Raw genomic sequence first — 19,012 nt, forward strand, 5'->3', positions numbered from 1 at the left:
GCGTGCTGACCGAGACGCTCCAGCGGATCGCCGACTCGCGCGGCGGGGTGCTCGGCGTGGAGCCCCGCCTGGTCATCGAACCCGACGAGAGCTGGACTCCGGTCGCGGAGCTGCTGCGGGAGCCGTACGAGCTGCTCGGGCGGCTCGTCGACGACACCGCCGCGCGCTGGAACGCGCCACGGCACGTCGGCGCGGCGTTGTTCTGGAAGACCTACAGCTACTGGCACACGCTGCCGATGGCGCTCGGCTGGGCGCTGGACGGGCGGGTGCCGATCATGCGCCTGGCGGACACGTGGTTCAAGGTGTCGGGGGCCGGGGTCACGCTCGCGGCCACGCACGTGAGCTGGGACGCCGGCGCCGCCGCGATCTCCAGGGCGCTGGAGGAGTCGCAGCGACCGCTCGTCGAGGCCATCGGCGTCCTGGCCAAGGTGGGCGAGCGCACGCTGTGGGGATCCACGGCGGAGGCGATCGCCCATCCGCTGACCTCGATCGTGCCCGGCGACTACATGAGGCTGCTGCACGAGCTCGGCCGGCCCGTGGACGGGCTGATCGAGCCGGCCGGCGACGACTACTTCCGCCTGACCTGCTGCCTGTGGATCACCCTGCCCGACGTGGAGCCCTGCGGCAGCTGCTGCGTCCTGCGGCCGCCGGGTCCCCGTAGCGCCTGAGACCCTGCGAAGCTCAGGCCACCGAAGTGATCGGGTCGTCCATCGGGCGCAGCTCGTCGGCGTAACTGACCGAGACACGGCGCATGACGCCGGTCCCGTCGATCGAGTACTGGCCCAGCCGCCACAGCGGCGGCGAATACGCGTGGATCGACACGCTCTCGTCCACCGCGCCCGTCAGCCGGTGGATGTGGTCGGGCCCGAACGAGAACGACTGACCCGCCGGCACCACCGTCTCCAGATGCTCGCCGCCGATGCGCGGGTTGCACTCCCGCAGCGCGCCCCGCACCACGTGCACGGCGCCCGAGGAGATGTCGTGGTCGTGCCAGCCCGTGTCGTCCTCGGGGCGCCAGCACAGCAGCCAGACGTCCACGTACGCGTCGCGGTAGAGCGAGGCGTAGTGACGTCCGCCGTCGGCGGGGAAGTCCACCTGGTCACGCCACTCCTCGGGATGCGCGGCCAGGTCGTTCACCAGGTCGCGCAGCTCACGACGGTCGAGCGTGCGCTCAGGGAGCTCGGCACAGGTGCCCCCGCCCTGGATCTGGTCAGTGGTGGTGCTCACTTACGGAGTCTCCCTTCGCGTTTGTTGCCTGTGTGCATCGCCTTCAAGAAGACGGGCTGGGTTGACGGTCCTGATGGCGTGGGCGGCGGCTGCGCCGAGGCCGGGGTCGGGGGCGGTGGCATAAGGGGCGTCCGAGCCGTTGACGACGACGTCGATGCCGAGTTCGCGGACGATCGCGTCGATCGCGCGCGGGCCGTACGAGGAGGTCTCCACGAAGAAGTCGCGGTCCACCAGGCCGCGTCCGCCACCGCCGCGGGCGATCAGGCGCTCGGAGTGCAGCGGCGCCAGCCCGGCGAGCAGCGCGAAGCAGACCCGCAGCCGGGGATGGCGCGGCCGGACGACGGCGTGGAAATAGTGCCACGACGCGTGCATCTGCTGCACGTACGGCACCAGCGCGGGCCACCACGACGGCCTTCCCGCCGGCGCCAGGGCCGGTCCGGGGTGCACGAGGAGCGGCAGGTCCCTGGCGGTCAGCACGTCGAGGAGCCGGTCGTCCGGAATCGCGGTGGCCGGGATCTGCAGGCCGGCCAGGCCGCGGTCGAGGTCTCCGGCCAGGCGGTCGGGGTCGGGCTCGCTGTGGCAGGTGGCCGCCCACACCCCGAACGGCTCGCCCAGCGACAGGCCGCCGTCGTGGTGGGCGTCGATCAGCGGCCAGCACTCCTCGGGCGGCAGGAACTCGATGCCGAGCGGGCTCGACAGCGACACCAGCGCCAGCTCCAGGCCGGTGGTGTCGCGGCGCTCGTGGTCGGCGGGATCGACCTCGTACGGGGGCTCGCCGTCGAGGATGAGCGTCCAGCCGTCGAGGTAGGGCGGCTTCGTACGGGCGCGCAGAGCATCGACGAACGTGCTGGTCCACAGGTGCTGATGCACGTCGACGCTCATGGCGGCCTCCCCTCTCCCGCTATTTCCTACTCACAATACATGTAAACGCTCTGCGCTGTGTCGTCTTGGAGGTGAACCGTTTCACTGATACGTTTCAGTGAACCGCTTCACAAGAGGCTTGTCAACGGTCCGCCCAGCTCGGAAACCCGACAGAAGGGTGTCGGGAAATCGGCTTCTGTCGGTGCCACGCAATAAGCTGGCTGAATGCCTCGCAAGAGAGCCACCATCCGTGAGGTGGCCCAGGCCACCGGCCTGTCACCGGCGGCCGTCTCCTACGCGCTACGCGGCCTGCAGGTGTCGGAGGAGACCAAGGAGCGGGTGCGCGCGGCTGCCGCCGAGCTCGGCTACGAGGCCGACCCCATCGCCAGGGCGCTGGCCAGCGGTCGCACCGGGATGATCGGCCTGCTCTGCGGCTCCCTTGAGGACCTGTGGCAGCAGGCGCTGGCCGTCGGCATCAGCCGCGGTCTGCGGGAGAAGGATCGTTACGCGCTGATCCTCGACGCGGTCGGCGATCCGGCCAGGGAGCGGGCGCTGGCCCAGCAACTGCGTGACCAGCGCGTCGACGGGCTGATCGTGCAGTCGATCGATCCGGCGGCCGGGTTCTGGCCCGAGCTGTGCGAGTCGGTGCCGGTGGTCGCGATCGGCGACTCCATCGCCGGCACGGCGGGCGAGGTCGTCTTCGACAACCGGCGCGGAGTGACGCTCGCCCTGGAGCACCTGCGTGCCTCCGGCCACCGCCGCATCTCCGTCCTGACGCCCACCATGGCCAGCACGCCCGACCGGCCCGCCGACGTGCACGTCACGGCCGAGGCCGACCGGCTGGGGCTCGACATCGAGGTCGCCACCGCGCCCCACGGGCTGGCCGGGGCCACCGCGGCGGCCCGCGAGCTGCTGGCGGGCAAGCGGCCGAGCGCCGTCTTCTGCTTCGCCGACTCGATCGCCTACGGGGTCTACGCGGCCGCGCAGGAGCTGGGGTTGTCGGTGCCGGACGACGTGTCCGTCATGGGTTACGACGACCATCCGATGTCGGGCCTGCTCTCGCCGGGGCTCACCACCGTCGACTGGGACATCGACGGCATCGTCCGCGCGGCGGTCCGGCTCATCTCGGCGGCGGCCGACGGCGGCACCCGGCGGCGGCGCGTCATGCAGACCCCCACGCTGCGCGAACGGGGCTCGGTCACCCGGCTGGCCTCCTGACCCTCCGCCACGTGATCGCCGGCGGGACGGGCCAGAAAGGCGGAAGGGTCCTGGGGCAAGAACCGTAGGGGTAGCCGGTAGCTCAGAGGTGCCGGGCGAGGGCCTGGCGGGAGGTCTCCAGGTCGGCGGTGAGGGGGCGGTCGGGGGCCGAGGCGTGCAGGGCGCGGGCGGCGGCCGTGCGCTCGCAGGCCAGCACGAGCTCCAGCGGCTCCAGGCAGCGCAGCGCGTGCCGGGCGGCCTGCGTGGCGAAACCGGCGTGGTCCTCCGCGCTGCGCGAGATCACCGCGGTGCCCGTCGTCACCGGGTTCGCGAGGTGACGCAGCTCGGCCAGGGCGTCCTGGGCCACGTACTCCAGGATCAGCACCCCTGACGCCCCGGGGCGGTCGGCGAGGAACGGCAGGTGGCCGGTGTAGGCGGGGTCCATGAGGGTCGCCAGGCGGGCCGTGCTGAGCTGGGCCGTCTGCACGAGCGCGGCCCGCAGCGCGTCGAGGGCCAGCGCCACGGGGGCCGCGTGGAAGTTGCCGTTGTGCCAGGCCAGGCCGTCGGCGAAGAGCGGGTTCTCGGTGGAGGCGTTGAGGTCGATCTCCACCGTGGTGGTGGCGCGGTCGAGGGCGTCCACGGCCGCGCCGTGCACCTGGGCGAAGGCGCGGTAGCCGTACGGGTCCTGGACGCGGGTGGTCGGCTCGTGCGCGAGCAGCCCGCGCAGCCGTGCGGCCACGACGGCCTGGCCCGGATGCGGGCGGGCCTCCTGGACGACGGCGGCGAGCGGTTCGGCGGAGGCGTCCACGGCGGTGAACGACAGCGCGGCCACGTCCACGGCGGCGTCGAGCAGCCGGCGCAGGCGGTGACAGGCGATGGCCGCGTCGGCGAGCGTCGCGGCCCCCGAGCTGATGAACGGCAGCGCGTCCCCGGAGGCGAAGGCGTGGTGCGGCGGCTCGGATGGCGGATGCCGGCGCTCCTCGCCGGTGCGGACAAACCCGGCGTGGCCGGACTCCCCGCCGGGGCGGGTGAGCTCGGCGGGACCGGGCTCCCCGTCAGGGTGGACGGGCTCGGCGGGACCGGGCTCCCCGCCGGGACGGACAGGCTCCGAAAGAGCGGACGCCCCGGCGGGGCCGGGCTGGGTGGAAGGGGCCGGGGGCTCGTGGTGCCAGGGGAGTTCGCCGTGCAGGCACAGGGCCGTGGTGGCCAGGGCGGTGAGGTCGCCGGTGCCGATGGCGCCGTACGTACGCAGCGGCGGGGTGTAGCCGTGGTTGATCGCGTACGCCAGCGCCCGGCACACGGCCGGATCCACCCCGGACCCGCCCGCGAGCAGCTGGTTGAGCCGGACCACGAGCATCGCCCTGGCCCTGGCCGGCTCGATCGGCGGCCCGGCCCCGCACACGTGGCTGCGCAGCAGGTCGAGCCCCGCGCCCTCCATCACCACGTCCCTGTTGGCACCCACGCCGGTGCTCCTGCCGTACACCGGGCCGGTCAGTCCCTGCGCGACGGCCCACGCGGCGCGGGCCCGATCGAGCGAGGCGATCGTGACCCGTGCGCCGTCGTATCCGGCCTGGTGGACCTTCGCGCAGGTCAGGCCGGCGCCGTCGAGCTCCACAGCGGGATCAGTCGTTGTCGGGGATGAACAGGCCGAGCAGCCAGCTGACGACGCTGATGATGATCGCGCCCCAGAACGCGGCCGGATAGAAGTTGTCGACGTGGAAGGGGATGTCGAGCTGGCCCGAGATCCAGCTCGTCAGCAGCAGCATGGCCGCGTTGATGACGAGCAGGAACAGGCCCAGCGTCAAGACGATGATCGCGCAGCCGAGCGCCTTCACGATGGGCTTGACGATCGCGTTGATCAGACCGAAGATCAAGGCCACGAGCAGCAGGACGCCCCAGTATCTGGCCGTGTTGGTGGGGGCGTTCACGTCGATGCCGTCGATGAACTGGATGGCCACCCACAGGGCCGCCGCCGCTGCGATGGTTCTGATGATGAATCTCACGCTGGTTGATCCTCCCACTAGAGATCGCCGCTCGATAGGGGTGCCGTCACTACGATGCCCATCGGTTACCGTGCGTAGTCGCCGGTTATCGTGGGCCCATCGGGGAAGAGGCTGCAGGGGGAGGAGTGAGATGGACGCCAACGGGCTTGAGACGATGCCGGCCGCCGAGCTGCACGAACGGGCGGTGCGCTACGCCGTACGCCACGGGGACCTGGGGTTTCTGTGGGAGCTGCTGAAGGTGATCCCGGCCGCCGAGGCCGCCAGCGGTCACCCCAACGAGAGTGCCAACGACCTCAGCAAGGTCTCGGCGCTGCTCAGCGACGCTCTCGCGGCCGGTGAGGGCAAGCTGGGCGAGGCGTTGCGGCCGATCTACATCGACTATCTGCGCAAGCATCCCGACGCTTGACCCCGATCCGGCGTCCCGTCCGCTCCGGTGCTCCCCGGCGGCGTCCGCGCTCAGCCGGCCAGGCGGGACCGGGCGCCGCCGTGCTCGGCGAAGCCGGGCGTCGTCACCTCCTGCCCGTCCGGAAGGACGATCATCGTCTCGTACGGCCCCGAGCGGGCCAGGTCGGCGGCGAAGCGGCGGCCGGGCATGGGCCCCATGGCGAAGACGGCGGTGGCGTAGGCGTCGGCCAGGCCGAGATCGGGGCCGATGACCGTGACCGCGCGCAGCCCGTCCTGGATCTCGCCGGTGCGCGGGTTGACCACCGGCGCGCCGCCCGAGGTGGCGATGCCGAGGTCGTGGGCGCAGACGACCTTGCGGACGACGCCGTCGCGCGGGTCGCGGACCCCCACCCGCCAGCGCACGCCGGGCGCGGCCGAGCCGCGCACCCTGGTGTCGTTGCCCGCGGTGATGCGGTGGTCGCCGGCGCCGGCGTTGGATAGGGCGCGCGACAGCCGTTCGAGCGCCCACCCCTTGATGTAGCCGGACGGGTCGGTCACGCCGTCGATGCGGGCCTCGAAGTAGCCCTCGGTGGCCTCGCTGAGCTCGTCGCAGCGGTGCAGGACCTCGACCAGTTCGGGGATCTGCCGCAGGGTGCGGCCGCGGTTGAGCCGGCCGATCTGGCTGTCCTCCTTGACCGGGCTGAAGGTGTCGTCCACCCAGCGCAGCCAGGCGAACGCGTCGTCCAGCAGGGGGTTCAGCTCACGGGCCGGCAGGGCGGTGCGGATGTCGACGCTGACCGGCATGCCCATGATCAGTTCTACCCGGGCGCTGCCGGGGAAAGCCGCGGTCTCCGCGACGTCGGAACTCGCTATGAAGGCGGTCGTGGTGGACTCGGCGTGCTGAGAGATCGTCATCGTGCCTCCTCCTTGTCCGGCGTCCACGCTCTCAGACCGGCCGTATGGTGGGCCTAAACACCATGGCCGATTTCGAAATGAATCTGTGACTTCGGGATGGCAAGGCGTGACAACGCCCCGGCCACGTACCGCTTGAACGGGCGCGGCCCGGCCACCACCACTTCGCGCTCGGCGATGTCGGGGATCTGCCGGCGCAGCCCGGAGGCGCTCACCCGCTCCTTGACCGCGGGGTCGTGCTCGTCGCCCACGACGAGGATGAGGCCGAAGCGGGACTCCAGCTCGCGCAGCTCGTCGGTGACGCGGTCGGCGCGGTAGACGGCCACGATGTCGCCGGCGGCGTCGGCCTGCGGGACCAGGCGCTCACGCAACGCGCGCGGGTCGAGCCCGGTGGCGATCAGCAGGACCGGCCGCCCGGTGCCGGGGACGCGGTGGCTCCGTACGGCCATCACGGCAGCCAGCGCGTACAACAGGAGCGCGCCGACGCGGAAGGGGCCGGTCACGTAGGCGGTGGAGCTGAACTGGTGGGCCACGAGGAGCGCGCCCGCCAGGTAGCTCCCGAGGCGCAGCCGCTGCCTGGCCTCCGCCGTACGCAGACTGTCGGCCGCCTTGACGCTGAGCCAGCCGAGCGCCACGACGAGCGCCACGCCCGGATAGGCGGCCGGGGTCCACGGGTAGCCGGAAGCCGGCTGGATCGCGCCGAACTCGGCGACCGCGACCCCGGACCAGAAGAGGATCGGACCCTGATGAGCATTCGCCTCGCTAGCCATGCCTTCACGATGCTGAACGAACATGAAAGCAACCTGAGTAGGGTCTGAAACATGGCTAACGTGCGTGTCGAACGGACTGAAGAGGGCGGATTCCGGGCTACCAACGCCCGTGGCGCCGAGGTGGCGATCGGTGGCGGCGACCAGGAAGGGGTGTTCACTCCGGTCGAGCTGCTGCTGGCGGCGGTGGGCGGGTGCAACATCGTGACCGTCGAGCCGCTCACCGCGAAACGAGGGCATCGGCTGGTGCGGCTGGCCATGACGGTCGGCGCGGAGAAGGTCGAGCAGAACCGGCTGGGCCCGGTCACGGTCACGTACGACGTCGAGCTGCCCTCCGAGGAGGCCGACGAGGTGTTCCGGGCGGTGGCCGAGCGGGTGCACCAGAAGTACTGCACGGTGAGCAGGTCGCTGGAGGAGGGCACGGAGGTTCGATTGGAGCTTCCGTAGGCGGATTAAACAGATATTCGACCCCGTTATGACGCGAGCGTTGCATTCGTCTCGGTAGCGTTGTAGCAGGTCAGGAGCACTGCGACTGGCCGAGAGACCTTCACCGAAGCGGACGCGGAGGGGGACCGCGGTTCGCGAGTGCGGGCCCGTCGGCGCTTTTGGGGGAAAGCGCCGGCCTGGACCGCCGCCGATCGGGCCGGGCAGCTTTGGGGGAACTGCCCGGCCCGATCCATGCGTATCCTCCGGTGACGTGAAGAAGATAGTTGTTGACTGCGACCCCGGCATCGATGACGCGCTCGCCCTCGCCCTGGTGGCCGGCTGCTCCGACTCCCTCGACCTCGTCGGCGTGACCACGGTGGGCGGCAACGTCGACCTGGAGCTGACCACGGCCAACGCGCTGGCGCTGCGCGAGTTCCTGCGGCTGGACGAGGCGCCGGTGACGCCGGGCAGCGCGGGCGCGCTGCTGCGGCACACGGTCAGGGCCAGCCATGTCCACGGAGTCACGGGGCTCGGCGACGTGGTGCTGCCCGCGCCCGAGCGGGGACCGGCCGACGGGCACGCGGTCGACTACCTCGTGGAGACGCTGCGGGCCGCCCCCGGCGAGATCACGCTGGTGGCCGTCGGCCCGCTGACGAACCTCGCCCTCGCCGTACGTCGTGAGCCCCGCATCGTCGAATGGGCCCGCGACCTGGTCATCATGGGCGGCTCCTACACCCGCGGCAACCACAACCCGGCGGCCGAGTTCAACATGCTGGCCGACCCCGAGGCGGCCGCGATCGTGTTCGAGGCCGGGTGGACGGTCACCATGCTGGGGCTCGACGTGACGCTGACGGCGGCGGTGACGTCGGCCGTGCTGGAACGACTGCGGCCGCTCGGGCGGCTGTCCGACCTGCTCGTGCCCGCGGCGCAGTCGTACGGGGTGGTGACCGAGGTGAGCGGGCCGGCCGTCCACGACGCGTGCGCGGTGGCGTACGTGGTGGATCCGTCCCTGTTCACCTGCGTGCCGGCGGTGGTGAACGTGGAGACCGTGGGGCAGTTCACCAGGGGCATGACCGTGACCGACTTCAACGTCGGGGACCGCAGGCCCAACGCGCTGGTGGCGACCGCCGTGGACGTGCCGCGGTTCTGGGACCTGGTGGTGGGGGCGTACGAGAAGCTGGCGGTGCGGCTGGGCTGAGGCCGGCCGGTGCGGGCCGGCTGAGTGGCGGGTGACGCGGTGCGGGCACTGTCCGGTGGCTGATAGAGTTTTCCTTGTTGCGCCGCTAGCTCAGTTGGTCAGAGCAGCTGACTCTTAATCAGCGGGTCCGGGGTTCGAGTCCCTGGCGGCGCACCAGCCATCGGCACCGGGCACTGTCCAATCTTCGGACAGTGCCCGTTGTCGTTTCCGCGTCCTCAGACGAGGCGTTCGTCGACGCCGACGGCGCCGACGCCGGTGCCGAGGCGGCCGCAGGCGCCCTGCGACTGCCCGGAGTCACGCGGCCGCAGCGTCACCCACTCGCCGACGACGTCCGGCGCCCAGCCGCAGGTGACGACGGCCCGGAACCGCCAGGTCTGGCCGGTGGGGTTGTCGCACATCGCGATGCCGACGTAGTCGTCGTTGTGGTGGACGAAGGTGTCGCAGTGCAGCACCGTGGCCGCCGCCGCTGTCGCCGGTGCGGTGAGCCCCGCCGACAGCAGTGCGACGGAACCGGCCACGGCCGCCGCGATACGCGTTCCCTTGGACATTGCCCCTCCTGGACCAGAGATCGACGATCACTTTCCGTTGCCGATCGTACGCGGAGAGTCGCCGAAGGGAAATCGATTATTCGCTGTAGTAGCCCTCGACCGGGACGCGGGCCTCCTCGTACAGGGCCGGGCCTTCGGCGGGGGCGTCGGTGAAGGCGGTGCCGGGCGGCTTGAGGCCGTCGAGCTGCTCGCCGGACAGCGCGTACACCACCCGGCCGAGGCCGGAGCGGGCGATGGCGCCCGCGCACATGCCGCAGGGCTGGCAGCTGGTGAACATCGTGGTGGCCGCCGCCACCTCGGGGGTGAGCTCGCGGGCGGCCCAGCGGGCCAGCTTGAGCTCGGGGTGGGCGGTGATGTCGCGGTCGGTGAGCGAGCTGTTGCGCTCCTCGGCCAGCACGGCGCCGTCGGGGCCGGCCAGCAGCGAGCCGAACGGCGGGTTGCCGCCCGCCCGGGCCTGCGCGGCCAGTTCGATCGCGCGGCGCAGCAGCTTCTCCTCGTCGTGGGTCACGGTGTCGTTCGCTCCTCGGGTGGTACGGATCTCACGGTTCGCGTGAGGTGACCAGACTGCCACGAGAGGCTCACAGCGTGCCGCTCACGACTCCCCGGCGGCGGCGGATCATGGCCTGCGCCTGCGGGTCAGGACTCCTGGAGGCGGCGGATCATGGCCTGTTTGGCCGTCGCGAACTCCTCGTCGGTCAGCACGCCCGACTGGTGCAGCCGGCCGAGCTCGGCCAGCCGGCGCAGGACCGCGTCGTGGACGTCGTCGGCCACCGGAAGCGCGGGCGGCTCCGGCGCCTCGCGCGGCAGCCGGGCCAGCACGGCGGCGGCGACCAGGGCGGTCGAGCCGCCGAAGCGCTGGATGCCCCACGACACGCAGCGCAGGTCCTTCTGCGGCTGCTGCACCGGGCCCTCGCCCTTGACCCGGAAGCGCAGCGTGCCGTAGCTCATGCCGGTCTGCGGCTTCCACTCCACGCCGGTCAGGCCGGACAGCGGGTATTCCTGCGGCCCCGCCTTCTCCTTCTCGGACCCGGCCCACCCGGTCCACTCCAGCCGCACCCGCTCCCCGTCGAAGAGCGCCGTGCCGTCGCCGGCCGTGGCGGAGACGGGCACGTCGGGGACGCGTAAGAGGTAGCCGTCGCAGGGGCCGGCGGGCGTGCGGTTGACGAGAAGGGTGTCGCGGATCTCGTCGGCGAAGTATTCGGCGGCGCCCACGCGGGTCTTCGGCACGGCCAGCCGGTAGGGGTCGGCGGGCGGCGTCAGCGTGCCGGCCACGACGTCGGACAGTGCGTCGGCGCCCTTGCGCAGCCGCAACCGCAGGTGGCCGCCCTTGCGGGCTGGCTCGAACGTCACGCCGGCGATGGCCTCCAGCGGCACGCTCACCTCGCCGAGCGTCCTGCGCAGCTCGTCGACGTCCTTGTCGCTGCCGGGGACGATGCGCAGCATCTCCCCGTCGAACGTCCATGACCCGTCGGGGACGGCGATCTCGGCCATATTCTCAGCCTAGGACACGCTCGCGGCACGATCGCAGACGAAGGAGCCCGATGGAGATCTTCACGAGCTGGCCGTCCTGGGCGCACGCGGAGGGCCCCCTGAGCGCGGCGCTGCCCGAGCCCACGGTGCGTGACCTGCGTGAGGCGGTCACGTTCGCCGGGCGCCGGCACGGGGTGCAGCAGCGGCCCACCGGGCGCCCGTACCTGGAGCATCTGCTGGAGGCCCTGGAGGTGGCGGTGGCGGGCGCCGGGCTGGTCGACCGGGACGTGCTGGTCGCGATCGTGCTGCACGACGTGCTGGAGGACACGTCCTGCACCGAGGCGGAGATCGCGCGCAGGTTCGGGCTGGAGGTGGCGGCGCTCGTGCGGTGGGTGACCAAGCCCCGCGGCGGGGCGAAGGTCGACTATCTCGCCTCGCTGGTCCGGGCGCCGCAGGGGGCCGTGCTGGTCAAGCTGTCCGATCGGGTGAGCAACGTGCAGGAGTTGCAGCGGATGCCGTGGCGGTTCCAGCGGCGCTACTACATGGAGACGGTCGCGTACGTCATGCCGCTGGCGGGCGCGCATCCGTGGTACGCGAAGTGGTTCAGCGAGTGGCGGGGGCATTGGCGGCGGGTGGAGCGCTGGCCCGCCTGAGCGCCGTCACCCCTCGATGCGGGCCGCGCGGTTGCGTACGCCCAGGAAGTGGGCCTGCACGGCGACCTGCGCGGCGGCGCGGTCGCCCGCGAGGACGGCGGCGTAGATCTCGCGGTGCCGTCTGGCCACGTCGGCGGCGGGCTCGTCCGGCGCTCCTAAGGCGTCGCGGAGCTGGTAGTAGACGTCCCAGAACGCGCCCAGCAGCGTGGTGACCAGGGGGTTGCCCAGCGGGCGGTAGAGCAGGTCGTGGAAGAGCCGGTCGGTCTCGGGGGAGACCAGGCCGGCCCGCGCCTCGCTCTCCATCCTGGCCATGACCTCGGCCACCGGCGTCAGGTCGGCGTCGGGGCCGAGCTCGATCAGCCGCACCACGAGGCCGCTCTCCAGGATCTCGCGGATGTCGATCAGGTGGGCCAGGTGGTTGGCACCGTTCTGGAGGGTGATGCGGCTGTGGAAGGTCAGCTCGTCCACCAGGCCCGCCAGGGACATCCGGCCGACGAACATCCCGAAACCATGGCGGATGTCCACGATTCCCACCGCCTGGAGGGCCTTCAGCGCCTCCCTGATCGAGTTGCGGCTGACGCGAAGCTCCTCCATGAGCTCCGACTCGGTGGGCAGGGGGTCGCCCGCGATGAGCCCGCGCCGCACGATGAGGTCCTTGACGCCCTCCTGGGCCTCGACGGCGCGGCTGGGGCGCGCCGGGCGCGGGACTGTGGTCATGAAGGTTCCTTTCGTCGTAGGTAACAATCCGGAAATCTTCCGTTGACCTGACGCAGGTGCGGCGTTTAGCGTCCACTTTACGCACAACATAGGACATGGGATGTCCCACGTTCTACATTCGGCCGGCGTTCACCGGGCGAACGCAAGGAGCGCGCGCCAGCGCGCGACATCATCCCCCTTGGAGGCATCCGTGAGCTCTGAGTTCAGCCGCCGCGACTTCCTGCGTTACAGCGGGGCGAGCGGGGCGGCGGCGTTCATCGCGGCCACGCTCTCCGCCTGTTCAGGAGGCCCGGCCTCGACCGGGTCGGTCGGCGCCGGATCCGACAAGGACCTCATCACCGCCGTCATCGGGTACGGCAACGACCAGAGCTGGGACCCCACCCAGACGGCCTCGGCCTTCGCCATGGCCGGGATCAACCACGTCTACGAGGGCCTGCTCGACACCGACCCGATCACCCGCGAGCCGTACCCGGCGCTGGCCACCGCGCTGCCGTCCGACCTGAACGCGACCACGTGGACGTTCACCCTCAGGGACGGCGCCACGTGGCACGACGGGCAGCCCGTCACCGCCGACGACGTCGTCTTCACGTTCGAGCGGGTGCTCGACCCCGAGGCGAACGTGCTCATCGGCAACTTCTTCAGGACCTGGCTGAAGGAGGTGAAGAAGGTGGACGAGAAGAACGTGGAGCTGGTGTTCAAGTACGCCTTCCCCGACGCGGCGCCGCGGCTGACCATCGCCAAGATCATGCCGAAGCACGTGTTCGGCCAGCCGGGCGCCTGGGACCAGGCCAAGGGCGGCAAGGCGGTGGGGTCGGGGCCGTACAAACTGGCCGCGCACAACCCGAAGTCCAACACCGCGTTCGAGGCGTTCGACCGCTACAACGGGCCGCGCCCGGCCACGGTCAAGAAGATGAACTGGCTGACGATCGTGGACGCCGCCGCCCGCGTGGCCAAGATCTCCGGCGGCTCGGCCGAGGCGCAGATCGCCGACAACATCCCGTACGCCAACGTCGACCAGCTCAAGCAGCAGGGCCTGACGGTCGAGGGCGGCAAGGGCATGAACCACATGTTCCTGATGTTCAACACCGGCACCAAGCCGTTCGACGACGTACGGGTGCGCCAGGCCCTGCACTACGCCATCGACAAGCAGAAGATGATCGACGTGGCGCTCAAGGGCCACGGCACCGCCTCCAGCTCCTTCCTCAACGAGGGTCACCCCGACCACCAGCGCGCCTCGGTCGTCTACGACTACGACCCGGACAAGGCCAAGGCGCTGCTGAAGGAGGCGGGGGTCACCGACCTGACGATCAACCTGATGGCGGTGAACGTGAGCTGGATGGTGGACTGCCTGCCCACGATCGCCGCCTCCTGGGAGGCCGTCGGCGTCAAGACCACGCTGGAGCCGCAGGACACGGCCGCGCTGTTCACCAAGATGGACCAGATGCAGGACTACCAGGCCGTCGCCGCGGCATCCAACCCCAACCAGTTCGGCATGGACGCCGACCTGATCCTGCACTACAACTACGTGCCCGGCGGCCTGTGGATGAAGTACGCCCACTGGGACGGCACCAAGGACGCCGAGAAGCTGTTCACGATGATGGACGAGGCGGGCAAGGAGACGGACAAGGCCCAGCGAACCGAGCTGATCCACAAATATCTGGACTTCGTGGCTGAGCAGGCCGTCCTCTACCCGGTCGTGCACAACGAGCTGATGACCGCCTACGACCCGAAGAAGCTGTCCGGCGTCCGCGCCCAGCCGTACCCCGGCATCACCCTGCTGCAGGCCAAGAGGACATGACGCTCGTCATCCGGATGCTGCTGCGGCGGCTCCTCATCCTGATCCCCCTGGTGCTCGGCGTGATCGCGTTCGTGTTCATCGTCATGCGCTTCTCCAGCAGCAAGCCGGAGTACGCCTACTTCCAGGGCGCGAACCCGACCCCCGAGCAGATCCACCAGTTCCAGCTCGAGAACGGCCTGCTGGACCCGCTGCCCGTGCGTTACGTGCGCTTCGTCGCCGACCTCGCGCAGGGCGACATGGGCACCAGCGTGCTGACCAGGAAGCCGGTCATCGAGTCGGTCATGACCGCGCTGCCGCTGACCCTGCAGCTCACGCTGCTCGGGCTGGTGGTGGCCGTGGTGCTGTCGCTGGCGTTCGGCGTGACGGGGGCGCTGTTCCGCGACCGCTGGCCCGACCAGGTGATCCGGGTGGTGTCGCTGATCGGGGTGGCGGCGCCGGCGTTCTGGCTGGCGCTGCTGATGATCCAGTGGCTGGCCGTCGGGGAGGGGCTCTTCCCGACCGGCGGCTACATCAACCCGGCCGACTCGGTGACCGGGTGGCTGCGGTCGATGACGCTGCCCGCCCTGTCGCTGTCGCTGCCGATCGCCGCCCAGCTCATCCGCGTCATCCGCACGTCGATGGTGGAGGAGCTGGACCGCGACTACGTCCGCACCGCGATCGGCAGCGGCCTGCCGATGATCGTGGTCGTCGGCCGGAACGTGCTGCGCAACGCCCTGATCAACCCACTGACCGTGCTCGGCCTGCGCATCGGCTACCTGATCGGCGGCACGGTCGTGATCGAGACGATCTACGGGCTGCCCGGCATGGGCCAGCTCATGATCAACGCGGTCCGCGACGGTGACCCGGCGGTCGTCCAGGGCGTGGTGCTGACCATCGCGATCGGCTTCATGGTCGTCAACCTGATCGTCGACGTCCTCTACCTGCTGGTCAATCCCCGCCTCAGGAGCGCCACATGAACCGGTTCCAGCTGCGAGGAGGACTGGCCGAGCGCCTGTCCAGGCCGGGCGTCGGCTTCCGCCGGCTCAGACCGCTGTCGTGGGTGGCGGTCGGCATCGTCGCCGTGGTCGTGCTGGCGGCGCTGCTGGCGCCGTGGATCGCGCCGCACTCGCCGTACTTCCAGGAGGCCGCCGGCGGCGGCCCCTCCGCCCAGCACTGGATGGGCCTCGACAGCGCCAACCGCGACATCCTGTCCAGGCTCCTGTACGGCGCCCGCTGGTCGCTCATCATCGGCCTCGGCGCCACCGGGCTCGCGCTGGTCGCCGGCGCGATCGTCGGCGCGGTCGCGGCCACCTCGCGCCGGGCCGTGGACGAGACCGTCATGCGCCTGCTCGACGTCGTCATGGCCTTCCCCGGCATCGCCCTGGCCGCGGTGCTCGTGGCGGTGTTCGGTGGCAGCATCCCGGTGCTGGTCATGGCCATGGCCTTCCTCTACATGCCGTCCGTGGCCAGGGTCGTGCGGGCCAACGTGATCGCCCAGTACGGCGAGGACTACGTCGCCGCCGAGCGCATCATCGGCGCCCGCACCCCGCACATCCTGATCAAGCACGTCGCGATCAACTGCGCCGCGCCGGTGCTGGTGTTCTGCACGGTCATGGTGGCCGACGCGATCGTGTTCGAGGCGTCGCTGTCGTTCATCGGCGCCGGCGTACGCCCGCCGAACCCCTCATGGGGCAGCGTCATCGCCGACGGCAAGAACATGGTGCTGCTCGGCGGCTGGTGGGCCACGGTCTTCCCCGGCCTGCTGATCCTCGTCACCGTGCTCGCGCTCAACATCCTGTCCGAGGGCATCTCCGACGCCTGGGCCGCCCCGGCCGCGCGCAAGCCGGTCGCCCGCAAGGACGACGCCTTCGAGCGGGCCACCCCCGGCTCCGGCGAGGTCGTCGAGCTGCCGGGACTGGCCGAGGCCGCGCGCAGGCTGGCCGAGCGGGCCCGCCCGCTGCCGCAGGGCCCGCCGATCCTCACCGTCGAACGGCTGCGGATCGGGTTCGCCGAGGGCGTCGACATCGTGGACGGCATCGGCTTCGAGGTACGCCCGGGAGAAGTGCTCGGCCTGGTCGGCGAGTCGGGCTGCGGCAAGACGCTGACCGCCCTGACCGTGATGGGCCTGCAGCCCCGCCACGCCCGCGTCAGCGGCCACATCCGCTTCGACGGGCGCGAGCTGCTCGCGGAGCCGAAACGGGCCCGCCGCCGGCTGCTCGGGCACGAGATGGCGATGATCTACCAGGACGCCCTCTCCTCGCTCAACCCGGCCATGACCATCAAGGCCCAGCTCAAGCAGCTCACCCGGCGCGGCGGCCGGCGCAGCCCCGCCGAGCTGCTCGAACTCGTCGGCCTCGACGCCCGCCGCACCCTGACCTCCTACCCGCACGAGCTGTCCGGCGGGCAGCGGCAGCGGGTGCTGATCGCGATGGCGCTCTCGCGCGACCCCAAGCTGATCGTCGCCGACGAGCCCACCACCGCGCTCGACGTCACCGTCCAGGCGCAGGTCATCGAGCTGCTGCTGAAGCTGCGGGAGGAGCTGGGCTTCGCGCTGATCCTCGTCTCCCACGACCTCGCGCTGGTCGCCGACGTGACCGACCGGGTCGTGGTCATGTACGGCGGCCAGATCGTCGAGACCGGCGTCACCGCCGCCCTGGTCGGGGCGCCCGCCCACCACTACGCCCGGGGCCTGCTCGGCTCGGTGCTGTCGCTGGAGTCGGGGGCCGAGCGGCTGACCCAGATCCGCGGCGTGGTGCCGGCTCCGGCCGACTTCCCGCCCGGCTGCCGGTTCGCCGACCGGTGCCCGATGGCCACAGACGTGTGCCGTACCGAGAGCCCGGCGCTGGACGGGGACGCCACGCATCGCGTCGCCTGTCACCATCCCGCGCAGGCGCTGGTGAGGAGTGAGCAGCATGCTTGAGCTGAAGGACGTGCACGTCGTGCACAAGGCCCGCTCGGGCGGCCTGTTCGCGCGCGACCGCGTGCACGCGCTGACCGGCGCCAGCCTCACGGTCGGCGCCGGCGAGACGGTCGGGATCGTGGGTGAGTCGGGCTGCGGCAAGTCCACGCTGGCCAAGGTGCTGGTCGGGCTGCAGCGGCCGGTCTCGGGCAGCGTCACCTTCCGCGGGCGCGAGCTGTGGGGGCTGAAGGAGTCCGAGCGGCGCGCGCTGATCGGCTCCAGCGTGGGGATGATCTTCCAGGACCCGGCCACGGCGCTCAACCGGCGGCTGCCGATCCGTCAGGTGCTGCGCGACCCGCTCAACGTGCACGGGCGCGGCACCCCCGCCCAGCGCGACGCCCGCGTGCGCGAACTGCTCGACCTGGTCGGCCTGCCGGCCAGCGCGGCCGACGCGCTGCCGAGCCAGCTCTCCGGCGGCCAGCGGCAGCGGGTGGCCGTGGCCAGGGCGCTGGCGCTCGAACCCGAGCTGGTCGTGGCCGACGAGCCGACCAGCGCGCTCGACGTGTCCGTCCGCGCGCAGATCCTCAACCTGCTGCTCGACCTGAAGGAACGGCTCGGCCTGGCCCTGGTGTTCGTCTCGCACGACATCCAGACCGTACGCCGGATGAGCGACCGGGTCGTGACCATGTACCTGGGGCGCATCGTCGAGCAGACCCCCGCCGCCGCGGTCCCGCTGGGCGCGCGGCACCCCTACACGCGGGCGCTGTTCTCGGCCACGCCCGGGCTGATCTCGCCGATCAACCCGATCCCGCTGGTGGGCGCCGTGCCCTCGGCCACCAGGCCGCCCAGCGGATGCCCGTTCCGTACCCGGTGCTGGCGGGCGGACGACGTCTGCGCGGCCGAATGGCCGGCCGCGCAGACCCAGGACGGCCACCTCTTCCACTGCCATCACCCGGTGGCGGCTGGCGCCACCGACCTCGAACTGATCCAGGAGCATGCATGACGACCTCTGCCGCCCCCCTGACTGGAGTAATCCCCCCGGTCTGCACCCCCATGACCCCCGACTACGAGGTGGACGTCGCCTCGATGGTCCGGCTGGTCGATCATCTGGTCGGGGGCGGGGTGGACGCGCTGTTCGTGCTGGGGTCGTCGTCGGAGGTGGCGTACCTGACGGACGCGCAGCGGCGCACGGTGCTGGACACCGTGGTCGGGCACGTCGCCGGGCAGGTGCCGGTACTGGCCGGGGTGATCGACATGACCACGCCGCGGGTGCTGGAGCACGCCCGGGTCGCGATCGAGGCGGGGGCGGCCGGCCTGGTGGCGACCGCGCCGTTCTACACGCGGACGCATCCCGACGAGATCCGCACCCACTTCAGGACCCTCGCCGCGCGGACCGGGCTGCCGGTCTACGCCTACGACCTGCCGGTGTCCGTGCACACCAAGCTGAGCGCGGACCTGCTGCTCGAACTGGCCGCGGAAGGCGTACTGGCCGGGGTGAAGGACTCCAGCGGCGACGACGGCGGCCTGCGCGCGGTCATCCTGGGCCGCCGGCCGCCCTTCAGCGTCCTCACCGGGTCCGAGGTGACCGTCGACTCCGCGCTGTGGATGGGCGCCGACGGCGTCGTGCCCGGACTCGGGAACGTGGATCCGCACGGCTACGTCGAGCTCTACCGCTGCGCCGCGCGCGGCGACTGGCAGGCGGCCAGGGCGGAGCAGGAGCGCCTGGCCCGGCTGTTCGGCATCGTGCACGTCGGCGGCGCGCGCATGGGCGGCAGCTCGTCGGGGCTGGGCGCGTTCAAGGCCGCGCTGCACCTGCGCGGCGTCATCGACTGCCCGGTGACCGCGCTGCCGCAGATCCCGCTGAACGAGGACGAGATCGGCCGGATCGGCAAGCTGCTGGCCGGTGCCGGCCTGCTCTGACGGCCTGTTCTCAGGGGGTTCACGTCCCGCCTCCCCGGAGGGAGAGGCGGACG

21 protein-coding genes and 1 tRNA gene are annotated in these 19,012 nt (G+C 71.5%); 12 read left to right on the plus strand and 10 right to left on the minus strand.

The annotated features are described in order from the left end of the window. Positions 1 to 2 precede the first annotated feature (2 nt). Positions 3 to 668 carry a hypothetical protein gene (locus B0I32_RS40805; protein WP_106248863.1) on the plus strand — a complete coding sequence of 222 codons (666 nt, stop codon included), beginning with the start codon at positions 3 to 5 and terminating at the stop codon, positions 666 to 668. A 13-nt stretch (positions 669 to 681) separates the two neighbouring features. On the opposite strand, the gene B0I32_RS40810 is transcribed toward B0I32_RS40805, so the two are convergent. Then, positions 682 to 1,227 carry a cysteine dioxygenase gene (locus B0I32_RS40810; RefSeq protein WP_106248864.1) on the minus strand — a complete coding sequence of 182 codons (546 nt, stop codon included), beginning with the start codon at positions 1,225 to 1,227 and terminating at the stop codon, positions 682 to 684. Further along, positions 1,228 to 2,109, minus strand: a complete 882-nt coding sequence (locus tag B0I32_RS40815) for an amidohydrolase family protein (RefSeq protein WP_106248866.1) — start codon at positions 2,107 to 2,109, stop codon at positions 1,228 to 1,230. It abuts the gene before it with no gap. A gap of 204 nt (positions 2,110 to 2,313) precedes the next feature. Here B0I32_RS40815 and B0I32_RS40820 point away from each other — a divergent pair, with 204 nt between their 5' ends. Then, positions 2,314 to 3,306 carry a LacI family DNA-binding transcriptional regulator gene (locus tag B0I32_RS40820; protein WP_106248867.1) on the plus strand — a complete coding sequence of 331 codons (993 nt, stop codon included), beginning with the start codon at positions 2,314 to 2,316 and terminating at the stop codon, positions 3,304 to 3,306. Positions 3,307 to 3,388: 82 nt separating this feature from the next. Here the strand turns inward: B0I32_RS40820 and B0I32_RS40825 are convergent, their stop codons facing one another. Both B0I32_RS40825 and B0I32_RS40830 read right to left on the minus strand, forming a co-directional pair. Then, a complete protein-coding gene (locus B0I32_RS40825; protein ID WP_106248869.1) occupies positions 3,389 to 4,900 on the minus strand; it encodes an aromatic amino acid lyase in 1,512 nt (503 codons plus the stop codon). A gap of 7 nt (positions 4,901 to 4,907) precedes the next feature. Continuing rightward, on the minus strand, positions 4,908 to 5,288 hold the full coding sequence (locus B0I32_RS40830) for a phage holin family protein (RefSeq protein ID WP_106248870.1): 381 nt from the start codon (positions 5,286 to 5,288) through the stop codon (positions 4,908 to 4,910). Positions 5,289 to 5,418: 130 nt separating this feature from the next. Here B0I32_RS40830 and B0I32_RS40835 point away from each other — a divergent pair, with 130 nt between their 5' ends. Then, on the plus strand, positions 5,419 to 5,694 hold the full coding sequence (locus tag B0I32_RS40835; protein WP_106248872.1) for a hypothetical protein: 276 nt from the start codon (positions 5,419 to 5,421) through the stop codon (positions 5,692 to 5,694). Between the two features lie 50 nt (positions 5,695 to 5,744). Here B0I32_RS40835 and B0I32_RS40840 read toward each other — a convergent pair whose 3' ends face one another. Together B0I32_RS40840 and B0I32_RS40845 are read right to left on the minus strand one after the other, a co-directional pair. Further along, positions 5,745 to 6,587 (minus strand): FAD:protein FMN transferase, encoded by an 843-nt coding sequence (locus B0I32_RS40840; RefSeq protein ID WP_106248873.1) that lies wholly within the window; start codon positions 6,585 to 6,587, stop codon positions 5,745 to 5,747. A 53-nt stretch (positions 6,588 to 6,640) separates the two neighbouring features. Continuing rightward, positions 6,641 to 7,354 (minus strand): ferredoxin reductase domain-containing protein, encoded by a 714-nt coding sequence (locus B0I32_RS40845; RefSeq protein ID WP_106248875.1) that lies wholly within the window; start codon positions 7,352 to 7,354, stop codon positions 6,641 to 6,643. Between the two features lie 51 nt (positions 7,355 to 7,405). On the opposite strand from B0I32_RS40845, the gene B0I32_RS40850 reads away from it, so the two are divergent. The 3 genes from B0I32_RS40850 to B0I32_RS40860 all read left to right on the plus strand — a co-directional run bounded on the left by B0I32_RS40850 (position 7,406) and on the right by B0I32_RS40860 (position 9,131). Continuing rightward, positions 7,406 to 7,798, plus strand: coding sequence for an OsmC family protein (locus B0I32_RS40850; RefSeq protein WP_106248876.1), 393 nt, complete (start codon positions 7,406 to 7,408; stop codon positions 7,796 to 7,798). Positions 7,799 to 8,048: 250 nt separating this feature from the next. Beyond that, positions 8,049 to 8,975 carry a nucleoside hydrolase gene (locus B0I32_RS40855; RefSeq protein ID WP_106248878.1) on the plus strand — a complete coding sequence of 309 codons (927 nt, stop codon included), beginning with the start codon at positions 8,049 to 8,051 and terminating at the stop codon, positions 8,973 to 8,975. 79 nt (positions 8,976 to 9,054) lie between these two features. Next, a tRNA-Lys gene (locus tag B0I32_RS40860) sits at positions 9,055 to 9,131 on the plus strand. A gap of 59 nt (positions 9,132 to 9,190) precedes the next feature. On the opposite strand, the gene B0I32_RS40865 is transcribed toward B0I32_RS40860, so the two are convergent. The 3 genes from B0I32_RS40865 to B0I32_RS40875 all read right to left on the minus strand — a co-directional run bounded on the left by B0I32_RS40865 (position 9,191) and on the right by B0I32_RS40875 (position 11,014). Then, positions 9,191 to 9,523, minus strand: coding sequence for a hypothetical protein (locus tag B0I32_RS40865; RefSeq protein ID WP_106248880.1), 333 nt, complete (start codon positions 9,521 to 9,523; stop codon positions 9,191 to 9,193). Between the two features lie 76 nt (positions 9,524 to 9,599). Next, complete coding sequence (locus B0I32_RS40870; protein WP_106248882.1) at positions 9,600 to 10,031, minus strand: nucleoside deaminase; 432 nt, start codon at positions 10,029 to 10,031, stop codon at positions 9,600 to 9,602. Positions 10,032 to 10,159: 128 nt separating this feature from the next. Beyond that, entirely contained in the window at positions 10,160 to 11,014 is an 855-nt protein-coding gene (locus B0I32_RS40875) for a DUF4429 domain-containing protein (protein ID WP_106248883.1), read from the minus strand. A gap of 50 nt (positions 11,015 to 11,064) precedes the next feature. Between B0I32_RS40875 and B0I32_RS40880 the strand changes: the two genes are divergently transcribed. Continuing rightward, positions 11,065 to 11,646, plus strand: a complete 582-nt coding sequence (locus B0I32_RS40880; RefSeq protein WP_106248885.1) for an HD domain-containing protein — start codon at positions 11,065 to 11,067, stop codon at positions 11,644 to 11,646. 6 nt (positions 11,647 to 11,652) lie between these two features. Here B0I32_RS40880 and B0I32_RS40885 read toward each other — a convergent pair whose 3' ends face one another. After that, positions 11,653 to 12,363, minus strand: a complete 711-nt coding sequence (locus B0I32_RS40885) for a FadR/GntR family transcriptional regulator (RefSeq protein ID WP_106248887.1) — start codon at positions 12,361 to 12,363, stop codon at positions 11,653 to 11,655. Between the two features lie 190 nt (positions 12,364 to 12,553). On the opposite strand from B0I32_RS40885, the gene B0I32_RS40890 reads away from it, so the two are divergent. From B0I32_RS40890 to B0I32_RS40910, 5 genes are read left to right on the plus strand one after another with little or no spacing between them, the layout of a single operon-like run. Further along, on the plus strand, positions 12,554 to 14,161 hold the full coding sequence (locus B0I32_RS40890; protein WP_219912283.1) for an ABC transporter substrate-binding protein: 1,608 nt from the start codon (positions 12,554 to 12,556) through the stop codon (positions 14,159 to 14,161). Beyond that, positions 14,158 to 15,117 carry an ABC transporter permease gene (locus B0I32_RS40895; protein ID WP_106248891.1) on the plus strand — a complete coding sequence of 320 codons (960 nt, stop codon included), beginning with the start codon at positions 14,158 to 14,160 and terminating at the stop codon, positions 15,115 to 15,117. The genes B0I32_RS40890 and B0I32_RS40895 overlap by 4 nt, the downstream gene beginning before the upstream one ends. Continuing rightward, a complete protein-coding gene (locus B0I32_RS40900) occupies positions 15,114 to 17,060 on the plus strand; it encodes a dipeptide/oligopeptide/nickel ABC transporter permease/ATP-binding protein (protein WP_106248892.1) in 1,947 nt (648 codons plus the stop codon). The genes B0I32_RS40895 and B0I32_RS40900 overlap by 4 nt, the downstream gene beginning before the upstream one ends. Further along, positions 17,053 to 18,042 carry an ABC transporter ATP-binding protein gene (locus B0I32_RS40905; protein ID WP_181308342.1) on the plus strand — a complete coding sequence of 330 codons (990 nt, stop codon included), beginning with the start codon at positions 17,053 to 17,055 and terminating at the stop codon, positions 18,040 to 18,042. Before B0I32_RS40900 ends, B0I32_RS40905 begins: the two co-directional genes overlap by 8 nt. Beyond that, positions 18,039 to 18,959: a dihydrodipicolinate synthase family protein gene (locus B0I32_RS40910; protein WP_106248895.1), complete on the plus strand. Its 921-nt coding sequence runs from the start codon at positions 18,039 to 18,041 to the stop codon at positions 18,957 to 18,959. Before B0I32_RS40905 ends, B0I32_RS40910 begins: the two co-directional genes overlap by 4 nt. Positions 18,960 to 19,012: the final 53 nt, after the last annotated feature.

This window comes from Nonomuraea fuscirosea (assembly GCF_003001935.1).
GTDB lineage: Bacteria > Actinomycetota > Actinomycetes > Streptosporangiales > Streptosporangiaceae > Nonomuraea > Nonomuraea fuscirosea.